This window comes from Marilutibacter maris, from assembly GCF_003233695.1.
In the GTDB taxonomy this organism is placed as follows: Bacteria; Pseudomonadota; Gammaproteobacteria; order Xanthomonadales; family Xanthomonadaceae; genus Marilutibacter; species Marilutibacter maris.
On the sequence record NZ_CP029843.1, the window covers coordinates 549,962 to 575,429 of the forward strand.

Consider the following 25,468-nt stretch of genomic DNA (forward strand, 5'->3'; position numbering starts at 1 on the left):
CAATCTGCCGCGTCGCCGTCACACGCCCTGCGTAGCCTGCGCAGCTTCGTTGCGTAGGGGGCGCAGCCATGCACCGTCGCGAATGCCGTTTCGCCATCCTGATATCGATCGCAGTCGCTGTCGCCGGCTGCAGCGCCGCGCCCGAGGGTCCTTCAACCGTGGAGCCGGCGCCGGCATCGTCGAGCGCGCTCGAGGCCGCCGCCGACACGCGGATCGCGACCCTCGACAGCGGCGGTTTGCGCGAGCGGGCGACTGCGGCGCTGCGCGAGCGCCGAATCCACGCTCCGGCCGGCGACAACGCGATCGAGTACTACCTCGCCCTGCGCGAGCGCGACCCGGACGACGCCAGCGTCGCCGCCGCGCTGGTGGAGTTGCAGCCCTACCTGCTGATCGCGGCCGAGCAGGCGCTGGTGCGCGGCGAGAACGCCGAAAGCGGGCGCCTGCTGGCGCTGATGGGGCGGGCCGATCCGGACGCGCCGGCACTGCCGCGATTGCGCGAGGCATTGCGGGAGGCCGAACGTGCCCTGGCCGAGTCGAAGGCGCGGGCCGAGGCGGAAGCGGAGCGTCGCCGGGCCGAACGGTTGGCGGGTGACGTGCCTGCGCCTGCGGTCGTGCTCGAACCGGTCGCGCTCGAACCGATGGCGCCGGCGCTGGTGCCATCGGTGCCCGACGTGGGCATGACGGTGCAGCCGCCGGCCACGGCGTCGGCCCCCGCCGCATCCCGGGCCGCCACCTCGGGGACGGCGGCTGCGACTGCGGCCACGGCGGCGCGCGCGCCGACCCGGGTGCCGCGACTGCTGCATGAGGTCCAGCCGCGCTATCCGCCGCTGGCGATGCGACGGCGGATCGAGGGCCAGGTCCGGGTCAGCTTCACCGTCGAGCCCGATGGCAGCGTGAGCTCGGTCAGATTGCTGTCGGCGCAACCGGAGGGCGTGTTCGAGGACGCGGCGATCCAGGCGGCCAGGGGCTGGCGCTTCGAACCGGGGGCGCCGAGCGTGACCATCACCCGCACGCTGAACTTCGCCCTGCCGCGCGGCGGCTGAGCACCGTCGCCGGCCGTTGTGGCCGCGCTTGGCAGCCGCGGCGGGTGGCGGCGACAATGCCGCATGGATACCGAAAGCCTGCTCGATACCGTCGAACACGAAACCGGCGCCGCGCCGCAGTGGAGCGTGCTCTGGCTGCACGGCCTGGGCGCCGACGGCAACGATTTCGCCCCGATCGTTCCCGAGCTGGTCCGCAAGGACTGGCCGGCGCTGCGCTTCGTGTTCCCGCATGCGCCGGTGCGTCCGGTCACGATCAACAACGGCGTGCCGATGCGCGCCTGGTACGACATCCGCGACATGAACCTGGCCCAGCGCGCCGACGAGGCCGGGGTCGACCAGTCGGTCGCCCAGGTCGAGGCCTTGATCGCCCGCGAGGGCGAGCGCGGGGTGCCGCCCTCGCGGCTGCTGCTGGCCGGCTTCTCGCAGGGCGGCGCGGTCACCCTCGCGGCCGGTCTTCGGCGCGAGGTGCCGCTGGCCGGGCTGATCGCGCTGTCGACCTACCTGCCCATGCCGGAACGGCTGCGGCGCGAGGCCACCGCGCAGGCGGCCTCGCAACCGCTGTTCATGGCCCATGGCCAGTTCGACCCGGTGGTGCCGTTTGCCGGCGGCCAGGCCAGTGCGGGTGCGTTGCGTGAGCTGGGTTTCGAGATCGACTGGCACGTCTATCCGATGGCGCACCAGGTCTGCGCCGAGCAGATCCGCGATCTGGGCGACTGGATGTCGCGGGTATTCGCCGCCGCCGACCGCGGCTGAGTCGCGTCCGCGGGCGGAAAGGGCCGCTGGCGGTCGCGCGCCGCGTTTGTATCCGGCAGTGGCCGGGCCGCCCGCAGGGGCGGGTTCATGGTTTTCCGCGGCGACGGATGACCGTGGCCGGCGCCGGCATTACTATTCTGGTCAACCCTGGAGTGGGGCATGCAGCCGACGAGGCCCGAAACCGGGCATGATGCGGAACATCGCGCGGGGGGCGACACGGGAGACGGTGTGGGGGCGATGAAGGTGGTGATAGCCGACGACGAGCCGCTGGCGCGCGAGCGCCTGCGCGGTCTGTTGGCGAATCTTGACGGCGTCGAAGTGGTGGCCGAGGCCGGCGACGGTCACGACGCCCTGCACGCCTGCGCCGAGCACCAGCCCGATCTGATCCTGCTGGACATCGCGATGCCCGGCCTGGACGGCCTGGAAACCGCGCATCACCTGGCCGCGTTCGAGCCGCGCCCGGCGGTGGTGTTCTGCACCGCCTACGACGCGCACGCATTGTCGGCGTTCGAGGCCGAGGCGATCGACTACCTGGTCAAGCCGGTACGGGCCGAGCGCCTGGCCGCGGCGCTGGAGCGCGTGCGTACCTTCGCCGCCGGTCGCCAGCAGGGCCAGGCGCGCCTGGACGGCCAGCGTCGCACCCACCTGTGCGCGCGCCTGCGCGGCAGCCTGCGCTTGATCCCGATCGAGGACGTGCACTACCTGCAGGCCGAGGAGAAGTACGTCGTCGTCCATCATGTCCACGGCGAGGACCTGATCGAGGAATCCTTGAAGTCGCTGGAGGAGGAGTTCGGCGAGCGCTTCGTGCGCATCCACCGCAACTGCCTGGTCGCGCGCTACGAGATCGTCGAGCTGAGGCGCTGCCCCGACGGCCACGTGCAGGCGATCCTGCGCCACGGCACGCAGCCGCTGGAGGTCAGCCGTCGATGCGTGGCCGGCGTGCGCGAGACCCTCAAACACCTATAGCGGCCGCTTGCCGGGAATCCGTGGGCCGCGGCGTCGCCGCGGTCGTCAACAGGAGTGGGAAAGGAATGGAACTGCTGACGTTGCAACATTTCGCGGGCTGCGTGAACGAGACCTTCTCGGCCTCGTTGAACGACATGGACGTGCCCTTCGTGCTGGTCGAGGCGCGACCTTTGCAGGAGGCGCCGGGGAATGCCTCGCGTGCGCCGTTCTCGCTGCTGTTCCGCAATGGATCCGCGTTCCTGTTCCCGCAGCAGACCTACCAGATGCGCCATCCGCGCGTCGGCGAGGTCGGCATCTTCCTGGTGCCGGTCGCGCAGGAACGCGACGGCTTCCTCTACCAGGCGGTGTTCAACTGAGCCGCGGCCGTGTCGCCACCGCGGCTCAAGTCCCGGCGGTGGCGGGCGGCGTCCAGCGCATCCGCTGGTAGCCGGCCTCGGTCGCGGTGACGACGAAGCCCAGGCGCTGGTACAGCCGCTGCGCGCCGGTGTTGTGCGTGGCCACGTGCAACTGCATGCCGCAGCCCGTGGCGGCGGCCCGCGCCTGCGAATCGGCGATCAGCGCGGCGCCGATGCCGCGGCCGCGCGCCTCGGGCATCAGGCTGATGTCGACGATCAGGTGCTCCGGTGCCGCGCGCTGCAGGTAGTAGCGCCCGATCGGGCCGTCGACGTCCTCGATAATCAGGAAATCGCTGTCGCCGTAGTGGGCGAGGTAGTGGCGGTGCTGGAGCGTGAACTGCTGCTCCAGGAACGCCTGTTTGACGGCATCCAGCCAGGGCAGCGCGGCCATTTCCCGTGCCCGCGTCGTCGCGTACAGGCGGCACAGCCAGGGCAGGTCGGCGGCGCTGGCGTGACGCAGCCCGAACCCGCGCCCGGTCAGGGGCGCGGGAGGCTGGACTGCACGGTCGTTGGCCGGAAAGGGCGGCAACCCCTGCGGCGCCGGCGCCGTCGTCACCGTCAGGGGAACGACGGGTAGACGCCGACCAGGGCGATGCAGAAGTTCACCCCCAGGTAGGGTTGCTGGTTGGGGTGCGGGCTGCCGTTGCCGCTGCTCATCCCGACCATGTTGGCCGCCATCTGGGTGTTCGGGGGCGGCTCGATGTAGGTCTTGGAGGCGGTGCTGGTGGCCAGGAACGACAGTCCGCCGTTGTCGACCGGAGAGTGTGAACCGCTGCCCGCCGCGCTCTGCGAGAACGCGACCGCTCCGTGGCTGTGCGACGGGATCTGGCTTGTGGCCAGGGCGACGCTGTCGGTGCCGAACGGCTCGCCGAGCATGCGCGTGCTGAGGCCGGGACCGCGGCCCTGTTGGGTGCCGGCGCGGCCCGCGAAGTTGGGCAGTTGGAAGGTGCTCTGGCCATTGCCGCCGTAGTTGGTGCCGATCAGCGAGAACAGCGCGGTGTTCTGCGAGATCGGCAGGGTCGCGCCGTTGCAGAACGCCCAGCCGCGCGGATTGAAGTTGAAACCGAACATCTGGATTTCGCCGATGAAGGGTTGTGTCATGGTGCTTTCCTCCGGAAAGGTGCCGCGCGCGGGTCGCGCGGCCGCGCCTGCATGGCGCTGCGGGATGTGGTGGCCGGGATCAGGTCGGGCTGGGATAAATCCCGAACATGGCGATGCAGTACTGCACCGTCAGCGTCGGCATGCAGTTCTCATGCGCCTGGTTGCCGCCGTTGAGACCGGTCATCTGCGCCGACATCGGCGCCGGCGTGTTTCCGGTGGTCGTGTTGACGTAGAAGGTGTCGCCGCTGACGGTGCCCGGCAGCAGGTTGGGGCCCGGAGTGAGCGAGGTCGCCGCAGCGGTGGTCGCCACCATCGGATGGCTGTGCGCGGGCATCTGCGTCGACAGCAGGGTGACCTGCTCGGCGCCGGACTTCTGGCCCATCGAGTAGTGGCTGAGCCCGTTGCCCTGGCCCTGGTGGATCGGCAGGCGGCCGCGCAGGTCGGGAAGCGCGAAGGTGGTCTGGCCGTCGCCGCCGTAGACGGTGCCGATCAGCGAGAACAGGGCGTCGTACTGCGAAATCGGCAGCAGGCTGCCGTCGCAGGCGTGCCAGCCGGCGGGCGTCCGTCCGAAGCTGAACATCCGGACCTCGCCAATATACGGTTGTGACATGGGTGCACTCCTATGCTGAGGACACGCGCGCTGCGCGCGCGGGTCTTGGATCCGTGGATGTCGATCAGCTGCGCGAGGGGAAGATGCCCGACAGCGCGATGCAGAAGTTGATCGTGTTGTACGGCTGCAGGTTCGCGTGCGCCTGGCTGCCGCCGGCATTGGAGACCGACTGCGAGTTCAGTGTCGCCAGTGGCCCGTTGGAGGGGCCGTAAAGCGGTAGTGCGGCGCCGGCGGCGTTGTTGCTGGTCGCGAAGATCCGGTTCGACGGGATCCGGTTGTCGCCGTTGTTGGTGGACGCGTTGACCGTGTGGTTGTGCGCGGGCAGGTTGTCGGCCTGCAGGGTGACGGTTTCCGAACCCGCCGCCTGGCCCATCTGCACGGCCGGCGGCTGCCAGGCCGGGTCCACTGACGTGGCGTAGCCGACCGGTGTGCGGCTGCGCATGTCAGGCAGTGCGAAGTTGCTGGTGCCGTTGCCGCCGAACTGTGTGCCCAGCAGCGAGAACAGCGCCTGGTTCTGGTTGATCGGTAACAGCTGTCCGTTGCATAGCGCGAAGTACTTTGGTGCAAAGTTGAAGCCGGCCATCATGATCTGACCGAGAAAGAACTCGCTCATCGCCATCTCCCCTGGAATCGATGCGCGGCGCTTCGTGCGCCGCGGCGCCTACTCTGAACGGCCGGCGTCGTCGCCACAAGAGCTGTGACGGAGGCGGCACTTCCAATTTGACCCCAAGCCCTGTTTCAATGGCGGGCGACAGGGGCGGACCGGCCACGGCGTGGCCGGTCGATGACAGGAAATGCGTTGGCAGGCATCGGGCGTGTGCGCCCATCGGTGTCATGGCAGATGCAGTATCCATCCAGGGGGCAAGGGACATGCACGATTCGATCGGGGTGAGCGTACGCGGCCGTGGCAACGGCGTCTGGTCACGAATCGCGACGGTCGGGCTGCTGTGCCTGGCGGCGATCTGGTCCTCCGCTGCGTTCGCCGCGCCCTCGGTCTACTGTCCCACCCTGAGCGCCAACGTCGCCAATGGCGGCTCGGTGGCGATCGACGTGAGTGCCTGCGACGGCCCGTTCGACGGCGGCATGAGCGGACCGATCCCACCGTTCGCGCAGCACGGCACGGTCACCATCGGCGCCAACAGCGGCGGCACCCAGTTCGTGACCTACGCCCACAGCGGCAACGCCGCGACCAGCGACCAGTTCTTCCTCGAGGACAACGACCTGGGCGTGGTGACGGTCAACATCACCATCGATCCGCCGACCTCGCCGATCACGGTGTCGCCGGCGAACCTGCCGGCCATGACCGCCGGCACCGCATTCTCGCAGGCGCTGAGTTCGGCGGGCGGCACCGCTCCGTACACCTACACCCTGCAAAGCGGCACCTTGCCGACGGGGCTGAGCCTGACTTCCGGCGGTCTCGTCAGCGGGACGCCGACCCAGCGCGGCGGCTATGCCTTCGTGGTCCGCTCGACCGACAACATCGGCCAGTTCGTCGACAAGGGTTACACCGGTACGGTGCAGAACCCGACCCTGTCGATCGCGCCGACCTCGGGTACCGCGATCCAGGGCGTCGCGTTCTCGCAGACCCTGATCGCCAGCGGCGGTGTCGCCCCGCATACCTTCGCCGTAGAGTCCGGGCTGCTGCCCGCGGGCATCAGTCTGTCGAGCGCAGGCCTGCTCAGCGGCACCACCTCGGCGGCACCGGGCAGCTACCCGCTCACGCTTCGCGTGACCGACAGCAGCAGCGGCCCGGGCGTGTATTTCGAGCTGGAGAACTACACCCTGACGGTCAGTCCGGCGCCGACCGTGAGCATCGCGGTGTCGCCGGCCTCGGTCAGCGAGGACGGCGCGGCGACCCTGGTCTACACGCTCACCCGCAGCGCCAACCTCAGCTCCTCGACGTTGGTCAACATCACCACCAGCGGCACCGCGACCGCGGGCACCGACTTCACCGGCAACACGGCCACCGTGACCATCCCGTCGGGCAGCACCACGGCCATCGTCCTCATCGATCCGACCGCCGACAGCACCGTGGAAGCCGATGAGACGGTCGTCCTGACCGTCGTTCCGGGCAGCGGCTACACCGTAGGCACGCCGTCCAGCGCCACCGGCACCATCCTCAACGACGATGCGCCGGTGGCCTCGATCGCGGTCAGCCCGGCGTCGGTCAGCGAGGACGGCGCGGGCAATCTGACCTATACCGTCAGTCTCGACCAGCCCTCGACCTCGGCGCTTGCGGTCGGCTACCTGGTGAGCGGCACCGCGACCAACGGCACCGACTACGCGACGATCACCTCGCCGGTGATCATCCCGGCCGGCAACACCAGCGCCACCGTCGTCGTCAACCCGATCGCCGATGTGACCACCGAGGCGGACGAGACCGTCGTCCTCACCCTGGCGGCCGGCGCCGGCTACACCGTCGGCGCGCCCAACAGCACCACCGGCACCATCCTCAACGACGACCTGCCGGTGTTGACGATCAACGACGTCACCTTCCCCGAGGGTGATTCGGGCACGCAGAGTGTGTCGTTCACGATCAGCCTGAGCTCGCCCGCGGGCCCGGGCGGGGTGAGCTTCGACATCGCCACCGCCGACGGCACCGCCACCGCGGGCAGCGACTACACCGCCTCCAGCCTGACCGGCGTGAACATCCCGGCCGGCGCCGCCACCCAGGTCTTCAACGTAGTCGTCAACGGCGACCTGCTCAACGAGTCCGACGAGACCTTCTTCGTCAACATCACCAATGTCGCCAATGCGATCCTCGGCGACGGCCAGGGCGTCGGCACGATCGTCAACGACGATGCGCTGCCGAGCCTGTCGATCGACGATGTCACCGTGATCGAGGGCAATGGCACGGTCAACGCCAACTTCACCGTCAGCCTGAGCGCGCCCAGCGGCCGCAACGTCACCGTCAACTACGCCACCGCCGACGGCACCGCGACCGCGCCGGGCGACTACACCAGCCTCAGCGGCGGCCTGCTGTTCAATGCCGGCACCACCGCGCTGGCGGTGTCGGTCACCGTCAACGGCGATAGCGTGCCGGAGGCGGACGAGACCTTCTTCGTCAATCTCAGCGGCGCGGTCAATGCGAGCATCGCCGATGGCCAGGGCGTGGGCACGATCAGCAACGACGATGTACCGGTGACGGTCAGTCCCGGCAGCGTGCCCGCCGGCACCGTCGGCGTCGCCTACAGCCAGGCCCTGACCGCCAGCGGCGGCAGCGGGCCCTACACCTTTGCAGTGACCGCCGGCGCGCTGCCGGCCGGCATGGCGATGTCCTCGGGCGGTGTGCTCAGCGGCACCCCGACCGCGGGCGGCAGCTTCTCCTTCACCGCCACCGCGACCGACAGCAGCCCGGTCCCGGGACCGTTCAGCGGCAGCCAGGCCTATACCCTGACCGTCGCCGCGCCGACGGTCTCGCTGCCGGCGACCACGCTGGCCGGCGGCACCCTCGGCGCCGCCTACAGCGACGCGATCACCGGCGCATCCGGCGGCATCGCGCCGTACAGCTATGCGGTCACCGCCGGCGCGTTGCCGGGCGGATTGACCCTGGATACCGCCAGCGGCGCGATCACCGGCACCCCGAACGCGATCGGCAGCTTCAACTTCAGCGTCACCGCGACCGACAGCAGCAGCGGTACCGGACCCTACACCGCGACCCAGAGCTACTCGATCGAGGTGAGCGACCAGGTACCGGTCGCCAATGCGGTTTCGGCGACCGTGCCCTACGACGCCGCGGCGACCAACGTGGCGCTGAACATCAGCGGCGGTGCGCCGGCCTCGGTGGCGGTCGCGACCGCGCCCAGCCACGGCGCCGCGGTGGTCAGCGGCACCTCGATCAGCTACCAGCCCGACCCGGGCTATGCCGGTCCGGACAGCTTCACCTACACCGCGACCAATGCCAGCGGTACCTCGGCTCCGGCAACGGTGTCGATCACGGTGAGCGATCCGGTGATCACCATCACCGCCGCCGGTACCCTGGCGGCGACCGTGGGCACGCCCTACAGCCAGACCTTCACCTTCAATGGCGGCGCCGCGCCGTGGAGCGGCTACCAGGTCACCAACCTGCCGGTCGGGCTGTCGATCACCGCCACCGGCGCGGACACGGTGACCGTGTCCGGCACCCCGGCCGAGGCCGGCAGCTTCAACCTCAACGTGTCGGCGACCGACAGCAGCACCGGCAACGGTCCGTATGCGGTCGGCGAGGCGTTCGTGCTGAGCGTCGCGGCGCCGAGCCTGGCACTGTCGCCGGCGGCGGGCACCTTCAATGCGAACTACGGCACCGCCTATTCGCAGAGCTTCGCCGCCAGCGGCGGCGTCGGCCCGTACAGCTACGCGGTCAGCGGCAGCCTGCCGGCCGGCGTGAGCCTGTCCGGCGACACCCTGTCGGGCACGCCGACGGTCACCGGCAACTTCAGCTTCAGCATCGTCGCCACCGATGACGGCGCCAGCGGCACCGGCGCGCCGTTCACCGTCTCCGAGAGCTACGTCATCGCGGTCGCCACGCCGACGGTGACGCTGAGCCCGGGCACGCTGCCGGCGAGCGATCCGGGCGTCGCCTACAGCCAGACCATCACCGCCAGCGGCGGCGTCGCGCCGTACGGCTTCGCCCTCGCCAGCGGCACGCTGCCGGCCGGCCTGGCCCTGTCCAGCGGCGGCGCGCTGTCGGGCACGCCGACCGAGGTCGGCACCTTCGCGATCACCATCGAGGCGACCGACGCCAACGGCCAGACCGGCAGTCAGAGCTACAGCCTGGTGATCAACGCGCCGACGCTGGCGCTGTCGCCGGCGGCGGGCACGCTGACGCTGACCTACGGCGCCGCCTACTCGCAGGTCTTCGCCGCCAGCGGCAGCCCGGGGCCATACGGCTATGCGGTATCCGGCGCGCTGCCGGACGGTGTGAGCTTCAGCGGCGGCACCCTGTCGGGGACGCCGACCGCGCCGGGCAGCTACCCGATCACGATCACCGCGACCGACACCGCGTTGACCGGCAGCGGTGCGCCGTTCTCGATCACGCAGGCCTACACCCTGGAGGTGCCGGCGCCCGCGCTGACGATCGACCCGGCGACGCTGGCGGACACCACCGCCGGGCAGGCCTACGCGCAGACGCTCAGCGGCAGCGGCGGCGTCGCCCCGTATGCCTTCGCCGTCACCACCGGCAGCCTGCCGGATGGGCTGGCACTGAGCGCCGACGGTGCCTTGTCCGGCACTGCGACCCATGCCGGCAGCTTCGCCTTCACCGTGACCGTCACCGATGCCAACGGCCAGACCGGCAGCCGCGACTACACGCTGCAGGTGGCGGTGCCGACGCTGAGCCTGACCCCGGCGACGCTGACGGATGCGACGGCCGGCGTCGCCTACAGCCAGGGCTTCGTCGCCGACGGCGGTATCGCGCCCTACGTCTATGCGGTCGCTTCCGGCAGCCTGCCCGATGGCCTGAGCCTGGACGGCGCCAGCGGCGCGCTCACCGGCACTCCGACCGTCGCCGGCGACTTCGATTTCTCGATCAGCGCCACCGACAGCACCGGCGGCACTCCGGCGACCGCGACCAACGCCTACACGCTGACGGTGTCCGCGCCGGTCATCACGATCAACCCGGAGACCCTGCCCACCGGTGTCGGCGGACAGTCCTATGCGCAGACCCTCGCCGCCAGCGGCGGCTCGGCGCCGTACAGCTTCGCGGTCACCGGCGGTGCGCTTCCGGGCGGGCTCACCCTGGCGGCCGACGGCGGCCTCGACGGCACCCCGGTCGCGGGCGACTTCGACTTCACCGTGACCGCGACCGATGCGCTGGGCTTCACCGGTACCCGGACCTATGCGCTGGAGATCGTCGACCGTCCGGATCCCTCGCGCGATCCGGAGGTGCGCGGATTGCTGGAGGCGCAGGCCGACTCGGCGCGCCGCTTCGCCTCGGCGCAGATGGGCAACTTCCAGCAGCGCCTGGAAAACCTGCACGACAACCGCGGCGGCGCGCAGTTGAGCAACCGCCTGAGCTTCGCGGTCAGCGAGCACTGCGTGGAGCGGATCGGACGCAAGCCGGGCGATCCCTGCGACGAACTGATGGCATCCAACGATGCCGTGGGCATGGCGGCGGGCGGCGCCGACGATGCGCAGGGCGCGGCCGACGGCGGCACGGGCGGTTCGAGCGCGTCGCCGTTCGGCGCCTGGGTCGGCGGCGTCATCCGCTCCGGCAACCAGGACGGCCGTGGCGGCGGCGCAGGTGCCGACTTCGAGAGCGACGGCATCAGCGCCGGCGTGGACTACCGGGTCAGCCCGGCCTTCGCCTTCGGTGGCGGCATCGGCCTGGGCCGCGACGACAGCGACGTCGGCGACAACGGCAGCCGGGTGGAGGGCGACGCCTATGCGTTCGTGCTGTACGCCAGCTACCACCCCGGCGACCGCTTCTTCGTCGACGGCCTGCTGGGCTACCAGCAGCTGTCGTACGACCTGCGCCGCTACGTGACCCCGACCGGGGGCTTCGTGCGCGGTTCGCGCGACGGCAGCCAGTGGTTCGGCTCGCTGTCGGCCGGTGCGCAGTACCAGCGCGACAACTGGCAGCTGACGCCGTATGCCCGCGTCGACCTGTCGCGGGCCAACCTGGACGGCTACGTCGAGCGTGGCGACCCGATCTACAGCCTCGCCTACGGCGACATGGACGTGGACTCGACCACCGCCAACCTCGGCTTCCGCTTCGAGTCGCGGCGGCCGACGCGCTGGGGCGCGTTCGCGCCGCAGGCACGGCTGGAATACCAGTACGACTTCGACGGCGACAGCAGCGCCAGCATGCGCTACGCCGACCTGCTGACCGGACCGCTCTACCATGCCGCGCTGACCGGCTTCGACCGCAGCCGCTTCATGATCGGGCTGGGGGCGATGTTCTACCTGCCGCGCGACATGGGTCTGCGGGTCGAGTATCGCGGCCTGTTCGGCGACGGCGGCGATCGCGACAACGGCTTCATGCTGAATTTCGAGAAGGGTTACTGATCGCGGCGGCCTCGGCCGCGCGCATGCCGGAGGCCGTTGAGCGGCCTCCGGTGGCCGCCGGCCGGGGGCATCGCGAGCGTACGGGGCCGGGTTTTCCGCCGCGCTCGCCGGCTGGGCGATAATTACGCGGATGAAGACCCTGCGTATCGCCACCCGCAAGAGCCCGCTCGCCCTCTGGCAGAGCGAACACGTCGCCGCCCGCCTGCGTGCCGCCCACCCCGGACTGACCGTCGAACTGGTGCCGATGAGTACCCGTGGCGATCAGGTGCTCGACCGTTCACTGGCCGCGATCGGCGGCAAGGGCCTGTTCCTGAAGGAACTGGAGGTGGCGATGCAGCGCGGCGAAGCCGACTGCGCGGTGCATTCGCTGAAGGACGTGCCGATGGAACTGGAGCCGGGTTTCGCGCTGCCGGCGGTGCTGGAGCGCGCCGATCCCGCCGACGCCTTCGTCAGCCCGCGCTTCGGGACCATCGACGCACTGCCGCCGGGTGCGGTGGTCGGGACCTCGTCGCTGCGGCGGCAGGCGCAGCTGCGCGCGCTGCGCCCGGACCTGCAGCTGCGCGACCTGCGCGGCAACGTCAACACCCGCCTGGCCAAGCTGGATGCGGGCGAGTACGACGCGATCGTGCTGGCCTGCGCCGGCCTGCAGCGGCTCGGCCTGGACGCGCGCATCCGCGCGCGCTTGCTCGCGCCGGTGTGGTTGCCGGCGCCGGCGCAGGGCGCGATCGCGATCGAATGCCGCAACGACGACGACGCGGTGCAGGCGGCCTGCGCGGCGCTGGAGCACGCGCCGACCCGGATCTGCGTCGAGGCCGAGCGGGCGATGAACCGTGCCCTGCACGGCAGCTGCCATGTGCCGGTGGCGGCGCTGGCGCGCCTGGACGGAAGCGATCTGGCCCTGGACGGCCTGGTCGGCGATGCCGGCAACGGCCATGCGGTGCGGGCGTCCGCGCAGACCGTGGTGGACGGCGTGGACGCGGCACGGGCGCTGGGCGTCCAGGTCGCCGAACGCCTGCTCGCGCAGGGCGCGCGCGCGCTGATCGACGCCCACTTGTGATCCCTTGATCGCAGGAGCGATTGAGTCTGTCGGGAAAGCCTCATCGCGGCTTACGCCGCTCCTACAAGATGCGGTGCAGCATGGCCCAGCCCCCTGAGTCAGGGGGCGATTCGCGCCATCGGCGCGAATGGGGGTATGGAGGCGCGACGGCGGGGCCCAAGGTTTGCGCAGCAAACTTTGGGAGATATCCGGGCGCAGCCGGATATCGTTCCCCCGCAGGCGCGGCGCAAGCCGCGATCAACTTCTATCGGGAAGGCCCATCGCGGCTCACGCCGCTCCTACGAAGAGCGTTTGTCTACCCATGAGCCCAGCCCCCTGAGTCAGGGGGCGATTTGTGCCGCAGGCACGAATGGGGGTATGGAGACGCAACGGCGGGGCCCAAGGTTTGCATAGCAAACTTTGGGAGATATCCGGGCGCAGCCGGATAGCGTTCCCCCCTGAGTCAGGGGGCGATTCGTGCCGCAGGCACGAATGGGGGTGTGGAGACGCAACGGCGGGGCCCAAGGTTTGCGCAGCAAACTTTGGGAGATATCCGGGCGCAGCCGGATAGCGTTCCCCCCTGAGTCAGGGGGCGATTCGCGCCATCGGCGCGAATGGGGGTATGGAGGCGCGACGGCGGGGCCCAGGGTTTGCGCAGCAAACTTTGGGAGATATCCGGGCGCAGCCGGATATCGTTCCCCCGTAGGAGCGGCGTAAGCCGCGATCGGTTCTTGGCGGAAGGCCTCGCGACTCACGTCGCGCCTGCGCCTCCGGAATCGCGCCTAGAACCGGCGACGGATGCCGAGCCAGCTCTCGGCGGTCTCGCTGCCGCTGGCGCCGTAGGTGCGGTGGCGGATCACGTAGTCGGTTTCCAGCGTCCACTCCGGCCACAGGTCGATGTCCAGCCCCAGCGACTGCTTGACGAAGGCCTGGCCGTTGCCGGTCTCGAACATCACGTGTTGCGACAGCCGGGTGCGCTCGCCGAACTCGCGGCCGAAGTCGATCGCGCCGCGGAACACCGGTCCGGGCTGGCCGATGCCGTCGTCCGAACGCGGCGCCAGCCGGTAACCGGCGCCGAACTCGACGCCGAGCTGGACCGGCCCGTCGCGCATCAGCTGGACCCCGTAGAGGGTGCCGATGCGCCAGCGGTTGGAATAGTTGTCGCGGTGCTCGCGCGCCCGCGCCGGTGCCGACAGCCGCACCCAGCGGCGTTGCGAGCGCAGTCCCGGCGCGGCGCTGCGCCAGTCGGTTGCGCGTCCGTGCAGTCGGCCGTCGCTGGCCAACCGCCATTCCGCGTCGTTGCAGCGCAGCGACAGGCAGCTGCCACGGCGGCGCGCCTGATCGAGGGTCTGCTCGATCACGGCGGGCTCGCCCAGGACCGGGCTCGGCAAGGTGAGGAACGGGCTGAACAGCGCCAGCCCCAGCACGGCGGACATCGGCGTAGGGGGAGAACAGTGAACGGTATCCCGATTATGCCAATTCAGGATGACGGGTGAACCCCGGACCCCATTTCCGGCGACCGGGGTTCAGCTGGCCGGGCGCGGTTACCCGGGCCGCACGCTCAGAAGTCGTAGGCGACGTTGATCGTGGTCAGGGTGTCGGTCTTCTTGGTGCCCGGCAGCACGTCGGTGTTGTGGCGGGTCTCCAGTCCGGCCTTCAGCGCCAGCGCCTCGGTCATCTTCACCTTCAGGCCGATGTCGTTGCGGATGAAGGTGTTGTCGCCGCCGGCCTCGACCAGCAGCGCGTCGTGCAGCGAGGTGGTCGCGGTGAACTGGTGCGAGAAGTCCATCGTGCCGCGGACGATCGCCTCGTTGTTGTGGATGCGCACGCCCTGCAGCTTGGCCCAGCGGTAGCCGGGGCCGATCTCGAAGCTCAGCCGGGTGGTTTCCGATTCGATCGCCTCGTAGCCGTAGCCCAGCGCCGCGGTCCACTGGTATTCGTTGGAGGCGAAGTGGTCGCGCTCGTTGCGGATCGAGCCGAACAGGTAGCTGTGGTCGTTGATGTTGTAGCCGCTGTCGGCGAAGAACTCGTAGCGGTAGGCGTTCTCGACGTCGTCGCTGCGGCCGTACAGGAACGAGGCACCGAGCGCGTGGCGCCAGGTGGCGTCCTCGTAACCCATCGCCAGCTTGCCGACCAGGGTCTCGCTGTCGGTATTGCCCTTGCTCACGGCCAGGCCGAGTTCGCCGGTGCCGCTCCAGACCGGCGCGGCGTCGGCCGACGTCTCGGCGAGCGCGGACAGGGGGAGGGCGGCCAGCAGGCCGAGGGTCAACAGATGCTTGGGCATGGGGGCTCCGGATCGCGGCAGGGCAGGCCTGGAATGGACAAAAGCAATGGCCGGCGGAGGCCGGCCATCGAGGGCGCTATTCTAAGCAACTGGCGGGCAACTTCGCCGAATGGACGCCAAATGCGGTTAACGCGCGTTGTCAGTAATAGGCCATCACCGCGTGGCGGGCCTCGGCGAAGAACAGCCAGCGCTCGACGAAGGCGCCGAGCAGCACCGCGAGTGCGATCAGGATCGCGGCCGGCGCCTGCGCGGCCGGCCAGGCCAGCGCGGCCACCGCCAGCAGCAGCGGCAGGCCGGCGAACAGCATCACCGCGATGCGCCGCAGTCGCGTGGCGTGCCGGCGCGCGAGCACGAAGCCCATCTCGCGGGTGATGTAGTTGGCTTCGGTGTGCGGACGTTCGAACACGCCGATCTCGCGGCCGGGCAGGCCGACCGCGCTGCCGGAATCGGCCGCCGGTGTGCCACGGTCGATGTCGTGCCAGTAGCGCCACTTGGCCGCCGCCAGCAGCAGCCCGAGTGCGGCCACCGCGACGATCGCGCGCGGGTCGCTGGTTGCGCTGCCGCTCCCGCCCATCGTTCCGCCCATCGCCAGCGCGAGCGCCAGCCCCGATTGTGCGGCGAACAGCAGATAGACCGGCATCACCAGCCGGTGCCCCCAGGCCGGGATCGGCTTCAGCGAGGCGTAGATCATCGCCGTGCAGGCCACCGTCAGCAGCGCCAACAGCACCAGCGCCGCCGCCGGCCACGCCGCCGCGGTGCCGCCGTTGCCGGAAAGCGCCAGCGCGATCATCGCGACGCCGGGCAGGTAGGTCAGCACCGCCATCACGCCCTCGCGCGACAGCCACGAGGTCCGCCACTGCGAGAACGCGCGCCAGGCCCGCAGCGGTTTGCCGAGGTGGAAGGTTGAGCTGAGCAGGCCGACGCTGGCCAGGGCCAGGCCGATCGCGATGGCGATCGCCGCCGCCGCGTTCGGCAGCCGTCCCAGCAGCACCGCCATCCCGGTCCAGGCCAGCAGACCGTAGCCGGCGCCGGACAGGGTGGTGAAGAAGATGACCGAGAGGGCGGGGTTCATGCGGCCCTCGCTTGCGCGGCATTGCCGCGCGGGCCGCACGGACGGGCAGGCAGGACGCCAGCCCCGGGCACTCCGGAGCCGGCGCAGTTGCGCCAGGAATGGCGGTGGACGAACGAGACGAAGGGGGCCATGCCATTCACCGCGACAGCATCCGGTCCAGCCAGCGCAGCACCGGTGGCAACGCGGCGGTGTCGAGGGGCTCATCGGCCGCGGCGGCGTCCTGGCCGGCGCGGCGCGGACGTGGCGGCAGGTATTTGTTGGTCGGCTTGTAGCCCAGCTCGGGCATCAGGTCGACACCGCCGCGTTCGGCGACCAGCTTCGAGACCGCGGAGTCGGGATCGGCGAGGTCGCCGAAGTGGCGGGCGCGGCTCGGGCAGGCCTGCACGCAGGCGGGCTGGCGCTCGCGCTCGTCGAGGTTCTGGTTGTAGATGCGGTCGATGCACAGCGTGCACTTCTTCATCACCCCCTCGACCTCGCTGTACTCGCGGGCGCCGTACGGGCAGGCCCAGGAGCACAGCTTGCAACCGATGCACTTGTCCTCGTCGACCAGGACGATGCCGTCCTCGGCGCGCTTGTAGCTGGCGCCGGTCGGGCACACCGTCACGCAGGCCGGCTGCTCGCAGTGCAGGCACGAGCGCGGGAAGTGCAGGGTCATCGCCGGCTGTGCGTCGGTGGCGGCGACCTCGTAGCTGTGCACGCGGTTGAACCACACCCCCGACGGCTCCTTGCCGTAGGGCTGCTCGTCGGTCAGCGGCGCGGCGAAGCCGCCGGCGTTCCATTCCTTGCAACTGACCGCGCAGGCGTGACAGCCGACGCAGGTGTCCAGGTCGATGACCAGGCCGAGCTTCTTCTTCGACGGCGGCGGCAGCGCGGTCACTTGTCCCGTCCTCGCGAGGCGCCACCGCGCAGCAACACCAGGCCGATCACGAAGGCGCCCAGCGCGGCCAGCAGGAACGGCACCAGGCCGGCAAAGGCGGCGCCCAGCGACGCCGGCGGCGCGCCGTCGCTGCCGGGCCCGATCAGGCCCAGGCCGAGCAGCACCACCAGGGCGAAGCCCAGGACCAGGCACAGCAGGCCGGCGAGGCGGCGGGGAGACGCGGGTGCGGTCATGCGTTTTCCTCTTCGTGTCCGCCGCGGCGCGCGTGGCGGAAGTCGGCGCCATAGCGCAGCGGTGCGTCGTCGGCCGCGCCCAGTGACAGCGGCTCGAACTGCGGCGCACTCTCGCCGCCGGTGGCCGCCGGCGCGATCCGCACCCGCAGGTCGAACCAGGCCGCTTGGCCGGTGACCGGGTCGGCGTTGGCGTAATCGCCCTTCGGGGTGATGTCGGAGATCAGGTGGTTGAGCAGGAAGCCCTTGCGGCCCTCCGGCGCCTCCTTGTCCAGGCGCCAGGCGCCACGGCGCTTGCCGATCGCGTTCCAGGTCCAGACCGTGTCCGGCTGCACGTTGGCGGCGAACTTCGCCTGCACGGTGATCTCGCCGTGATGCGAGGCGACGGTGATCCAGTCCTCGTCGGCGATGCCGTGGCGCGCGCCGGTGTCCGGATGCAGGTACAGGTAGTTGCGCGCGGTGATCTGGCGCAGCCAGGCGTTCTGCGAACCCCAGGCGTGGTACATGAACATCGGCCGCTGGGTCACCGCGCTGAGCGGATAGCGTTGCGCGGCATCGGCGATCTGCTCGCCCTCGAAGGGTTCGTACCAGATCGGCAGCGGATCGAAATAGGTCGCGACCCGTTCGCGATGCGCGGCCGGCGGCTGCTGCGCGCCGTGGCCCTGCGCGGCGAGGCGGAACTTCTGCAGGGTCTCCGAATACAGCTGCAATACGATCGGTTCGGCGTGGCCGATGAAACCCATCCGCTGCGCCCAGTCCAGGTAGCCGCGGTTGGCCATCTTGAAGTAGCGCGCATGCTCGGGAACCTCGCTGCGCCAGAAGCCGCCGTTGTCGATGTAGCGCTGCAATTGCCGCGGATTCGGTGGGCCCTTGGCCTCCAGTTCGCCGTCGCCGCCGCGCCAGCCGGCGAGCAGACCGACCCCGGGCGCGCGCTCATGACGGACGATGTAGTCGGCGTAGTCGCGATAACGCGGCGAGCCGTCCTCGTTGACCAGGCCGGGCAGGCCCAGGCGTGCGCCCAGTTCGATCAGCACCGACTGGAAGCCGCGCACGTCGCGCGGCTTTCCATCGGCACGCATGCCCTGCCGGGCCGGGTCCAGCACCGGGTGGCGGATCGCGTCGCTGGCGCCGTCGGCGTCGGAGATCGGCCGGTCGAGCAGGCTGATCGCGTCGAAGCGCTCCAGGTAGGTCGTATCCGGCAGCACCAGGTCGGCGTAGGCGACCATCTCCGAGGCGTAGGCATCGCTGTAGATGATCCGCGGGATGCGGTAGTCGCCGTCATCGTCCTTGTCGGTCAGCCAGCCGATCGTCTCGGCGGTGTTCATCGCCGAGTTCCAGCCCATGTTGGCCATGAACATCAGCAGGGTGTCGATCCGGTACGGGTCGCCGGCCCAGGCATTGCGGATGACGGTGTGCATCATCCCGTGCGCGGACAGCGGGTAGGCCCAGGAATAGGCGTGGTCGATGCGGCGCGGTTGGCCGTCGGCATCGACCACCAGGTCCTCCGGGCCGTGCACGAAGCCCAGCGGCGCGGCGTCGAGCACGCCGTCGTCGTTGCGCGCCTTGCCGGGGCGGTTCGGCGGCGCGATCGGTTTCGGGAACGGCGGCTGGTAGCGGAACGAGCCGGGGCTGTCGACCGCGCCCAGCAGCATCTGCAGCAGGTGCAGGGCGCGACAGGTATGGAAGCCGTTGCTGTGCGCGCTGATCCCGCGCATCGCATGCATGGCCACCGGGCGCCCGACCATCTCCGCGTGCTCGCGGCCCCAGGCGTCGGTCCAGGCGATCGGCAATCGGATCGTCTGCTCGAAGGCGGCGTCGGCCAGTTCGCGGGCGATCCGGTGGATCGTCGCCGCCGGCACGCCGCAGCGCTCGGCGACCGCGTCGGGCGCGTACTGCGGGTCGAGGTAGCGCTCGGCGACCAGGTGGAAGACCGGCACCGTGCGGCGGCCGTCGTCCAGCGCGTACTCGCCGACCACCGCCGGCGAGATGCCGGTGGCGCCGGCATCGACCGCCTGTCCGGCGTCGCGGTCCCAGCACAGCGGTCGGCCCTCGGCATCGCGCGCGAACAGCCCGTCGTCGGCGCCGCCGGGATTGCGGATCACCAGCCAGTGCGCATTGGCGTAGCGGACCAGGTAGTCGAGGTCGATGCGGTCGGCCTTGAGCAGTTCGTGGATCAGGGCGAACGCGAACAGGCCGTCGGTGCCGGGGCGGATGCCGATCCACTCGTCGGCGATCGCGCCATAGCCGCTGCGCACCGGGTTCACCGCGACGATCTTGGCGCCGTTGGCCTTGACCCTGGCCAGGCCGAGCTTGATCGGATTGGAGTCGTGGTCCTCGGCCACGCCCCACAGCATCAGGTAGCGGGTGTGTTCCCAGTCCGGCTCGCCGAACTCCCAGAAACTGCCGCCGAGCGTGTACAGCCCGCCGGCGGCCATGTTGACCGAGCAGAAACCGCCATGGGCGGCGTAGTTGACCGTGCCGAACTGCTGCGCCCACCAGCCGGTCAGGGCCTGGCTCTGGTCGCGGCCGGTGAAGAAGGCCAGCTCATCGGGGTTGCGTTCGCGGATCGGCGCCAGCCAGGCGGTCGCGATCTCCAGCGCCTCGTCCCACTCGATCTCGCGGAACTCGCCGCTGCCGCGCTCGCCCACCCGCAGCAACGGCTTGTCCAGCCGCGCCGGCGAGTAGTGCTGCATGATCCCGGCCGAGCCCTTGGCGCACAGCACGCCCTGGTTGACCGGGTGGTCGGGATTGCCCTGGATGTAGCGGATGCGCCCGTCCTGCAGCCACACCTTGATGCCGCAGCGGCAGGCGCACATGTAGCAGGTCGTGGTCTTGACCTCCTCGCCGGGCGTCGGCGACAGGTCGATGGCGGGCTCGGACGGGCCGAGCGGGCTGGAACCGGGCATGGCGGTATTGTGCGCCCGCGATTCCGGCTTGGCGAGACATGGGCGATGGCATACGACCGCGCGACGATGCCATGCTAGGCACCCCGTCCCTCCGATCCCGGCCGGCCCGCCATGGAACGCATCGAACGCATCCACGCCCTGCACCGCATCCTCTCCAGCGCCCGCTACCCGGTCACGGTGCAGCGGTTGATGGAGGAACTGGAGTGCTCGCGCGCCACCGCCTACCGCGACCTGGCCTACCTGCGCGACTTCCTGATGGCGCCGGTGGTCGGCAACGGCGAGGCCGGCTTCAGCTACGACGCCGACGAGAAGGACCGCTTCGAGCTGCCGGGCCTGTGGCTGAGTTCGCAGGAGCTGCATTCGCTGCTGGCCGCGCAGCAGTTGCTGATGCGCAGCGGCGGCGGTGTGCTGTCGAACGCGCTGGCGCCGCTGCAGCAGCGCATCGAGAAGCTGCTCGACGAGCACGCCGGCGGCCGCCGGGTGCCGATGGAGCGGGTGCGGGTGGTGCCGCATCGCATCCGCAAGCTCGACGAACACGCGTTCCGCACCGTCGCCACCGCCGTGCTCGACCGCAAGCGGCTGGATTTCGAGTACCGGGCGCGCTCCACCGACGAGAGCACCCGTCGCACGGTCTCGCCGCAGCGGCTGACCCACTACCGCGACAACTGGTATCTCGACGCCTGGGACCATGCACGCGACGCGCTGCGCAGTTTCGCGGTCGACCGCATCACCGCGGCCAGGCTGGGCGAGGCCGATGCGACCGACGTGCCCGAGGAGGAGCTGGACCGTCAGCTGGCATCGAGCTACGGCATTTTCTCCGGCACCCCGCGCGGCTGGGCGACGATCGTGTTCAACGCCAAGGCCGCGCGCTGGGTCGCCGACGAACACTGGCACTCGCAGCAGCAGGGCCGGTTCCTGCCGGATGGCCGCTACGAGCTGAAGCTGCCCTACAGCAACGGCCGCGAGCTGCTGATGGACGTGCTGCACTACGGCAGCGACGCCCAGATCGTGGAGCCGCCGGTGCTGCGCGAGCAGGCGCGCGCGCTGCTGTCGCTGGCGCTGAGCCAGTACGACTGAGGCGATCGCACGGTTCCCATCATGATGACCTCCGACCCGCCCCGGATCCGCCGCCACGAGCGCGTCGCCCTGGTGCTCGGCGCCGGCGGTGCGCGCGGGCTGGCCCAGATCGGGGTGATCCAGGCCCTGCAGGCGCGTGGCCTGAAGATCGTGGCGGTGGCCGGTTCCTCGGCCGGCGCCCTGGTCGGCGGGCTGTTCGCCGCCGGGCAACTGGATACCTATCGCGACTGGCTGCTGGGCCTGAGCCGCGCGCAGATGCTGCGCCTGCTGGATCCGGCGCTGGGACGTGCGGCGCTGTTCGAGGGCGACCGGTTGATGGCGGCGCTGCGCGAGTTGACCGGTTCGCCGCGGATCGAGGACCTGCCGATCGACTACACCGCGGTCGCGGTCGACCTGGTGCGTCAGCGCGAGGTATGGCTGCGCGAGGGCGACCTGTGGGACGCGGTGCGCGCCTCGATCGCGATCCCCGGCGTGTTTACTCCGCATCGCCTGCACGGCCGCGACCTGGTCGACGGTGGCCTGCTGGCGCCGCTGCCGATCGCCGCCAGCCGGTTGTCCGATGCGCAGCGCCTGATCGCGGTCGACATGCACGGCTGGCCCGAGCGCCCGCCGGGGACGCCGGCGGAGGCGGACGACGGGGCCCCGGACCTGGCCGACGTGGCCGCAGCGGAACCGCGCTCGGCCTGGCGCCGTCGCATCGATCGCTGGCTGCACCGCGACCGCGATGGCGAGGCCGATCCGGCGCTGGCCGTGGAAGGTTTGCCGGGCATGGGCTTCAGCGAGCTGATGGCGCGCTCGCTGGACACCATGCAGGCGCAGATCGCGCGCGTGCAGCTGGCGCTGGACCCGCCCGAGCTGGTGATCCGGATACCGCGCGATGCCTGTCAGTTCTACGAGTTCTGGCGCGCCGCCGAGCTGATCGAACTGGGCCACCGCGAGGCCGACAAGGCGCTCGACCTGGCCGGCTATTGATCGCCGCCATCGCAACTGCCTCCCTGGAGACCCCGTAGGAGCGGCGTGAGCCGCGATCCCCGGGCTGCGCCCGGGAACCCCCAAAGTTTGCTTCGCAAACCTTGGGCCCCGCCGTTGCGCCGCCACACCCCCATTCGCGCTGCGCGCGAATCGCCCCCCTCACTCAGGGGGGAACGATATCCGGCTACGCGCGGATATCTCCCAAAGTTTGCTGCGCAAACCTTGGGCCCCGCCGTTGCGCTTCCATACCCCCATTCGCATCTGCGATGCGAATCGCCCCCTGACTCAGGGGGCTGGGCCATGCTTTCCTGCCGTAGGAACTGTTTCGTCGTGCGTGAGCGGCGTCCTCGCCCTGTCTTAGCCGCTGAGATGGCGAGCGGCGACAGTGGCTCCACAGCAAAGGAGCCCGTCATGAACACCGTCCATGCCCACCGTTCCCCCGTCCTGTCCACGTCCGCGGGCGAGCGCCCGCCACCGCACCCTGTGCTCGACGAGGTGCTGCGCGCCGTCGTCGCGATCGGCGCGGTGTTGTTGATCCTTGTCCCCGAGGCGCGCGGCGTGCATCCGCAGTTGGGTTGGCTGCCGCTGTGGCTGCTGGGCATGCCCTTGATCGCCTGGTGGGCCGCGCATCGGTTCAGATTGCCGGGGCGGGCCGTCGATGATGCCGAGCGGCGGCCGTCGCGGCCGCTGCGGCGGCGCCTGCCGCAGGCGCGTCGGCGGGTCCGCCCGCGGGCGCCGGTCGGCGGTCTACGCACGGCGGCCTGAATACGAGCACGGGCCGCCCCGGGCTGTGCCGACTCTGGCTCCACCGGCGTGACTTGGGGCAGGGCGGGTCGGGTGCGGGCCTGTGATAGCGTTCCGGGTTTGTATCCACATCATCCAACGGGAACGCCCATGCCCCAGCTGTCCATGCCCCGGCGCACGCTGTCGACCCTGAGCCGGGCCTGCCAGGCCGTTCTGGTGTCCACCAGTTTCGCCGCCGTCAGCCTAGCCACCGTCGGTCTCGTCGCGACCAGTCTTGCCGCGACCGCGGGCGTTGCCCATGCCGAGGAGGCTGCATTGAACGATCGTTACCAGTGGCTCGAGGACGTGACCGGCGACAAGCCGCTGGACTGGGTCCGCAGCGAGAACGCCAGGACCGAGGCCGAGCTGGCCGCCACGCCCGGTTTCAAGTCGCTGGAGTCGGATGTCCGCACCATTCTCGATTCCGACGCCAAGATTCCCGGCGTGCAGAAGATCGGCGACCACTACTACAACTTCTGGAAGGACAAGCAGCACGAGCGCGGCCTGTGGCGTCGCACCAGCCTGGCCGAGTACCGCAAGGACAAGCCGCAGTGGGAGACCGTGCTCGACCTGGACGCGCTCAACGAGGCCGAGGGCGAAAACTGGGTCTGGCACGGCGCGCAGTGCCTGCGTCCGGACTACCAGCGCTGCCTGATCGCGCTGTCGCGCGGCGGCGCCGATGCCGACGTCACCCGCGAATTCGACATGACCCGCAAGGCCTTCGTCGAGGACGGCTTCTTCCGTCCCGAGGCCAAGGGCGGGCTGGACTGGATCGACCGCGACACCGTCTACGTCTACACCGACTTCGGCGACGGCAGCATGACCGAGTCCGGTTACCCGCGCATCGTCAAGCGCTGGAAGCGCGGCACCGAGATGTCCGAGGCCGAGGTGGTCTATGAAGGCCGCGCCGACGACATGTACATCGCCGCCATCCACGACGACACCCCGGGCTTCGAGCGCGACTTCGTCAGCCGCACCCTGGCCTTCTACAACGACGAGCTGTACGTCCGCGGCGACGACGGTGCGCTGAGCAAGATCGACGTGCCGAACTCGGTCAACAAGAACGTGCACAAGCAGTGGCTGATGCTGGAGCTGCGCGAGCCCTACAGCGCCGGCGGCCACGAATACCCGGCCGGCAGCCTGATCGCCGCCAACTTCGACGACTTCATGGCCGGCAAGCGCGAGTTCACCGCGCTGTTCACCCCCAGCGAGAGCACCTCGCTGGCCAGCTATACCTGGACCCGCGATCACCTGGTCCTGAACGTGCTCGACGACGTCAAGAGCCGGCTCAGCGTGCTGACCCCGGGCGAGGGCGAGTGGAAGCGCAGCGAGTTCACCGGTGCGCCGGACTTCGGCACGATCAGCGTCGGCGCGGTCGATCCGGACGACAGCGACGCGGTGTGGATGACGGTCGCCGACTATCTGACCCCGACCACCCTGTACATGGCCGACATCGGCGAGCAGCCGGAGGCGCTGAAGTCGATGCCGGCGTTCTTCGACGCCTCCGGCAAGGTGATCGAGCAGCACTTCGCGACCAGCGAGGACGGCACCCGGGTGCCGTACTTCCTGGTCCGTCCGGAAGGCCTGGCCTACGACGGCAAGGCGCCGACCCTGCTGTACGGCTACGGCGGCTTCGAGATCTCGCTGACCCCGGGCTATTCGGCCGCGGTCGGCAAGGGCTGGCTGGAGAAGGGCGGCGTGTACGCGGTCGCCAATATCCGCGGCGGCGGCGAGTACGGTCCGCGCTGGCACCAGGCCGCGCTCAAGGCCAACCGCCACAAGGCCTACGAGGACTTCGCCGCGGTCGCCAAGGACCTGGTCGCGCGCAGGATCACCTCGCCCGCGCACCTCGGCGCCCAGGGCGGCAGCAACGGCGGCCTGCTGACCGGCAACATGCTGACCCAGTATCCGGAGCTGTTCGGCGCGATCGTGGTGCAGGTCCCGCTGCTGGACATGCAGCGCTACCACAAGCTGCTCGCCGGCGCCTCGTGGATGGCCGAATACGGCGACCCGGACAAGCCCGAGGAGTGGGCCTTCATCCAGACCTTCTCGCCGTACCACTTGTTCGACCCGGGGCGCGAGTATCCGCCGACGATCTTCATGACCTCGACCCGCGACGACCGCGTGCACCCGGGCCATGCCCGCAAGATGGCGGCGCAGATGCGCGACGCCGACAAGGACGTGCGCTACTACGAAAACATCGAGGGTGGCCACGGCGGCGCGGCCAACAACGCCCAGGCCGCGCACATGTCGGCGCTGGCCTACACCTTCCTGTGGGAGCAACTGGCCGAGTAGGCGCGATCGGCGACGGGGCCTGCACGGCACCGATCACCCGCCTCCGGGCGGCCGCGAACGGCGGGGCGAAAGCTCCGCCGTTTT

19 protein-coding genes and 1 pseudogene are annotated in these 25,468 nt (G+C 70.3%); 10 read left to right on the forward strand and 10 right to left on the reverse strand.

Annotated elements, in window-relative coordinates; all coding sequences use genetic code 11:
* The first annotated feature begins 68 nt into the window (after nt 1–68).
* From C9I47_RS02445 to C9I47_RS02460, 4 genes are all read left to right on the forward strand, one after another.
* Nucleotides 69–1,043, forward strand: coding sequence for an energy transducer TonB (locus tag C9I47_RS02445; protein ID WP_111265331.1), 975 nt, complete (start codon nt 69–71; stop codon nt 1,041–1,043).
* A 63-nt stretch (nt 1,044–1,106) separates the two neighbouring features.
* Entirely contained in the window at nt 1,107–1,796 is a 690-nt protein-coding gene (locus C9I47_RS02450) for an alpha/beta hydrolase (protein ID WP_111265332.1), read from the forward strand.
* Nucleotides 1,797–2,033: 237 nt separating this feature from the next.
* Nucleotides 2,034–2,762: a LytR/AlgR family response regulator transcription factor gene (locus C9I47_RS02455; protein WP_111265333.1), complete on the forward strand. Its 729-nt coding sequence runs from the start codon at nt 2,034–2,036 to the stop codon at nt 2,760–2,762.
* Between the two features lie 65 nt (nt 2,763–2,827).
* The gene (locus C9I47_RS02460; protein WP_111265334.1) at nt 2,828–3,118 is read left to right on the forward strand and encodes a DUF6916 family protein; all 291 of its coding nucleotides are present in this window, start codon (nt 2,828–2,830) and stop codon (nt 3,116–3,118) included.
* A 25-nt stretch (nt 3,119–3,143) separates the two neighbouring features.
* Here the strand turns inward: C9I47_RS02460 and C9I47_RS02465 are convergent, their stop codons facing one another.
* The 4 genes from C9I47_RS02465 to C9I47_RS02480 all read right to left on the reverse strand — a co-directional run bounded on the left by C9I47_RS02465 (nt 3,144) and on the right by C9I47_RS02480 (nt 5,481).
* On the reverse strand, nt 3,144–3,713 hold the full coding sequence (locus tag C9I47_RS02465) for a GNAT family N-acetyltransferase (RefSeq protein ID WP_223250244.1): 570 nt from the start codon (nt 3,711–3,713) through the stop codon (nt 3,144–3,146).
* A gap of 2 nt (nt 3,714–3,715) precedes the next feature.
* The gene (locus C9I47_RS02470; RefSeq protein ID WP_111265335.1) at nt 3,716–4,258 is read right to left on the reverse strand and encodes a phage tail protein; all 543 of its coding nucleotides are present in this window, start codon (nt 4,256–4,258) and stop codon (nt 3,716–3,718) included.
* A gap of 79 nt (nt 4,259–4,337) precedes the next feature.
* Entirely contained in the window at nt 4,338–4,868 is a 531-nt protein-coding gene (locus C9I47_RS02475) for a phage tail protein (protein ID WP_111265336.1), read from the reverse strand.
* Between the two features lie 64 nt (nt 4,869–4,932).
* Nucleotides 4,933–5,481 (reverse strand): phage tail protein, encoded by a 549-nt coding sequence (locus tag C9I47_RS02480; RefSeq protein ID WP_111267913.1) that lies wholly within the window; start codon nt 5,479–5,481, stop codon nt 4,933–4,935.
* Between the two features lie 257 nt (nt 5,482–5,738).
* Between C9I47_RS02480 and C9I47_RS02485 the strand changes: the two are divergent.
* Together C9I47_RS02485 and hemC are read left to right on the forward strand one after the other, a co-directional pair.
* Nucleotides 5,739–11,825, forward strand: a pseudogene (locus tag C9I47_RS02485) (putative Ig domain-containing protein); the annotation flags it as partial.
* Between the two features lie 157 nt (nt 11,826–11,982).
* Nucleotides 11,983–12,909: a hydroxymethylbilane synthase gene (gene hemC, locus C9I47_RS02490; protein WP_111265338.1), complete on the forward strand. Its 927-nt coding sequence runs from the start codon at nt 11,983–11,985 to the stop codon at nt 12,907–12,909.
* A 761-nt stretch (nt 12,910–13,670) separates the two neighbouring features.
* Here the strand turns inward: hemC and C9I47_RS02495 are convergent.
* From C9I47_RS02495 to C9I47_RS02520, 6 genes are all read right to left on the reverse strand, one after another.
* On the reverse strand, nt 13,671–14,324 hold the full coding sequence (locus tag C9I47_RS02495) for a DUF481 domain-containing protein (RefSeq protein ID WP_111265339.1): 654 nt from the start codon (nt 14,322–14,324) through the stop codon (nt 13,671–13,673).
* Nucleotides 14,325–14,449: 125 nt separating this feature from the next.
* Nucleotides 14,450–15,172 carry a DUF481 domain-containing protein gene (locus C9I47_RS02500; protein ID WP_111265340.1) on the reverse strand — a complete coding sequence of 241 codons (723 nt, stop codon included), beginning with the start codon at nt 15,170–15,172 and terminating at the stop codon, nt 14,450–14,452.
* Between the two features lie 139 nt (nt 15,173–15,311).
* Complete coding sequence (locus C9I47_RS02505) at nt 15,312–16,244, reverse strand: dimethyl sulfoxide reductase anchor subunit family protein (protein WP_111265341.1); 933 nt, start codon at nt 16,242–16,244, stop codon at nt 15,312–15,314.
* 136 nt (nt 16,245–16,380) lie between these two features.
* Nucleotides 16,381–17,121, reverse strand: coding sequence for a 4Fe-4S dicluster domain-containing protein (locus C9I47_RS17805; protein ID WP_111265342.1), 741 nt, complete (start codon nt 17,119–17,121; stop codon nt 16,381–16,383).
* Nucleotides 17,118–17,354: a hypothetical protein gene (locus C9I47_RS17810; protein WP_111265343.1), complete on the reverse strand. Its 237-nt coding sequence runs from the start codon at nt 17,352–17,354 to the stop codon at nt 17,118–17,120. Before C9I47_RS17810 ends, C9I47_RS17805 begins: the two co-directional genes overlap by 4 nt.
* A complete protein-coding gene (locus C9I47_RS02520; protein ID WP_111265344.1) occupies nt 17,351–20,257 on the reverse strand; it encodes a molybdopterin oxidoreductase family protein in 2,907 nt (968 codons plus the stop codon). Before C9I47_RS02520 ends, C9I47_RS17810 begins: the two co-directional genes overlap by 4 nt.
* A gap of 111 nt (nt 20,258–20,368) precedes the next feature.
* Between C9I47_RS02520 and C9I47_RS02525 the strand changes: the two genes are divergently transcribed.
* The 4 genes from C9I47_RS02525 to C9I47_RS02540 all read left to right on the forward strand — a co-directional run bounded on the left by C9I47_RS02525 (nt 20,369) and on the right by C9I47_RS02540 (nt 25,384).
* Entirely contained in the window at nt 20,369–21,334 is a 966-nt protein-coding gene (locus C9I47_RS02525) for a helix-turn-helix transcriptional regulator (RefSeq protein WP_111265345.1), read from the forward strand.
* A gap of 21 nt (nt 21,335–21,355) precedes the next feature.
* On the forward strand, nt 21,356–22,306 hold the full coding sequence (locus tag C9I47_RS02530; protein WP_111265346.1) for a patatin-like phospholipase family protein: 951 nt from the start codon (nt 21,356–21,358) through the stop codon (nt 22,304–22,306).
* 411 nt (nt 22,307–22,717) lie between these two features.
* A complete protein-coding gene (locus tag C9I47_RS02535; RefSeq protein WP_223250245.1) occupies nt 22,718–23,071 on the forward strand; it encodes a hypothetical protein in 354 nt (117 codons plus the stop codon).
* A 129-nt stretch (nt 23,072–23,200) separates the two neighbouring features.
* Nucleotides 23,201–25,384 carry a prolyl oligopeptidase family serine peptidase gene (locus tag C9I47_RS02540; RefSeq protein ID WP_223250246.1) on the forward strand — a complete coding sequence of 728 codons (2,184 nt, stop codon included), beginning with the start codon at nt 23,201–23,203 and terminating at the stop codon, nt 25,382–25,384.
* Nucleotides 25,385–25,468: the final 84 nt, after the last annotated feature.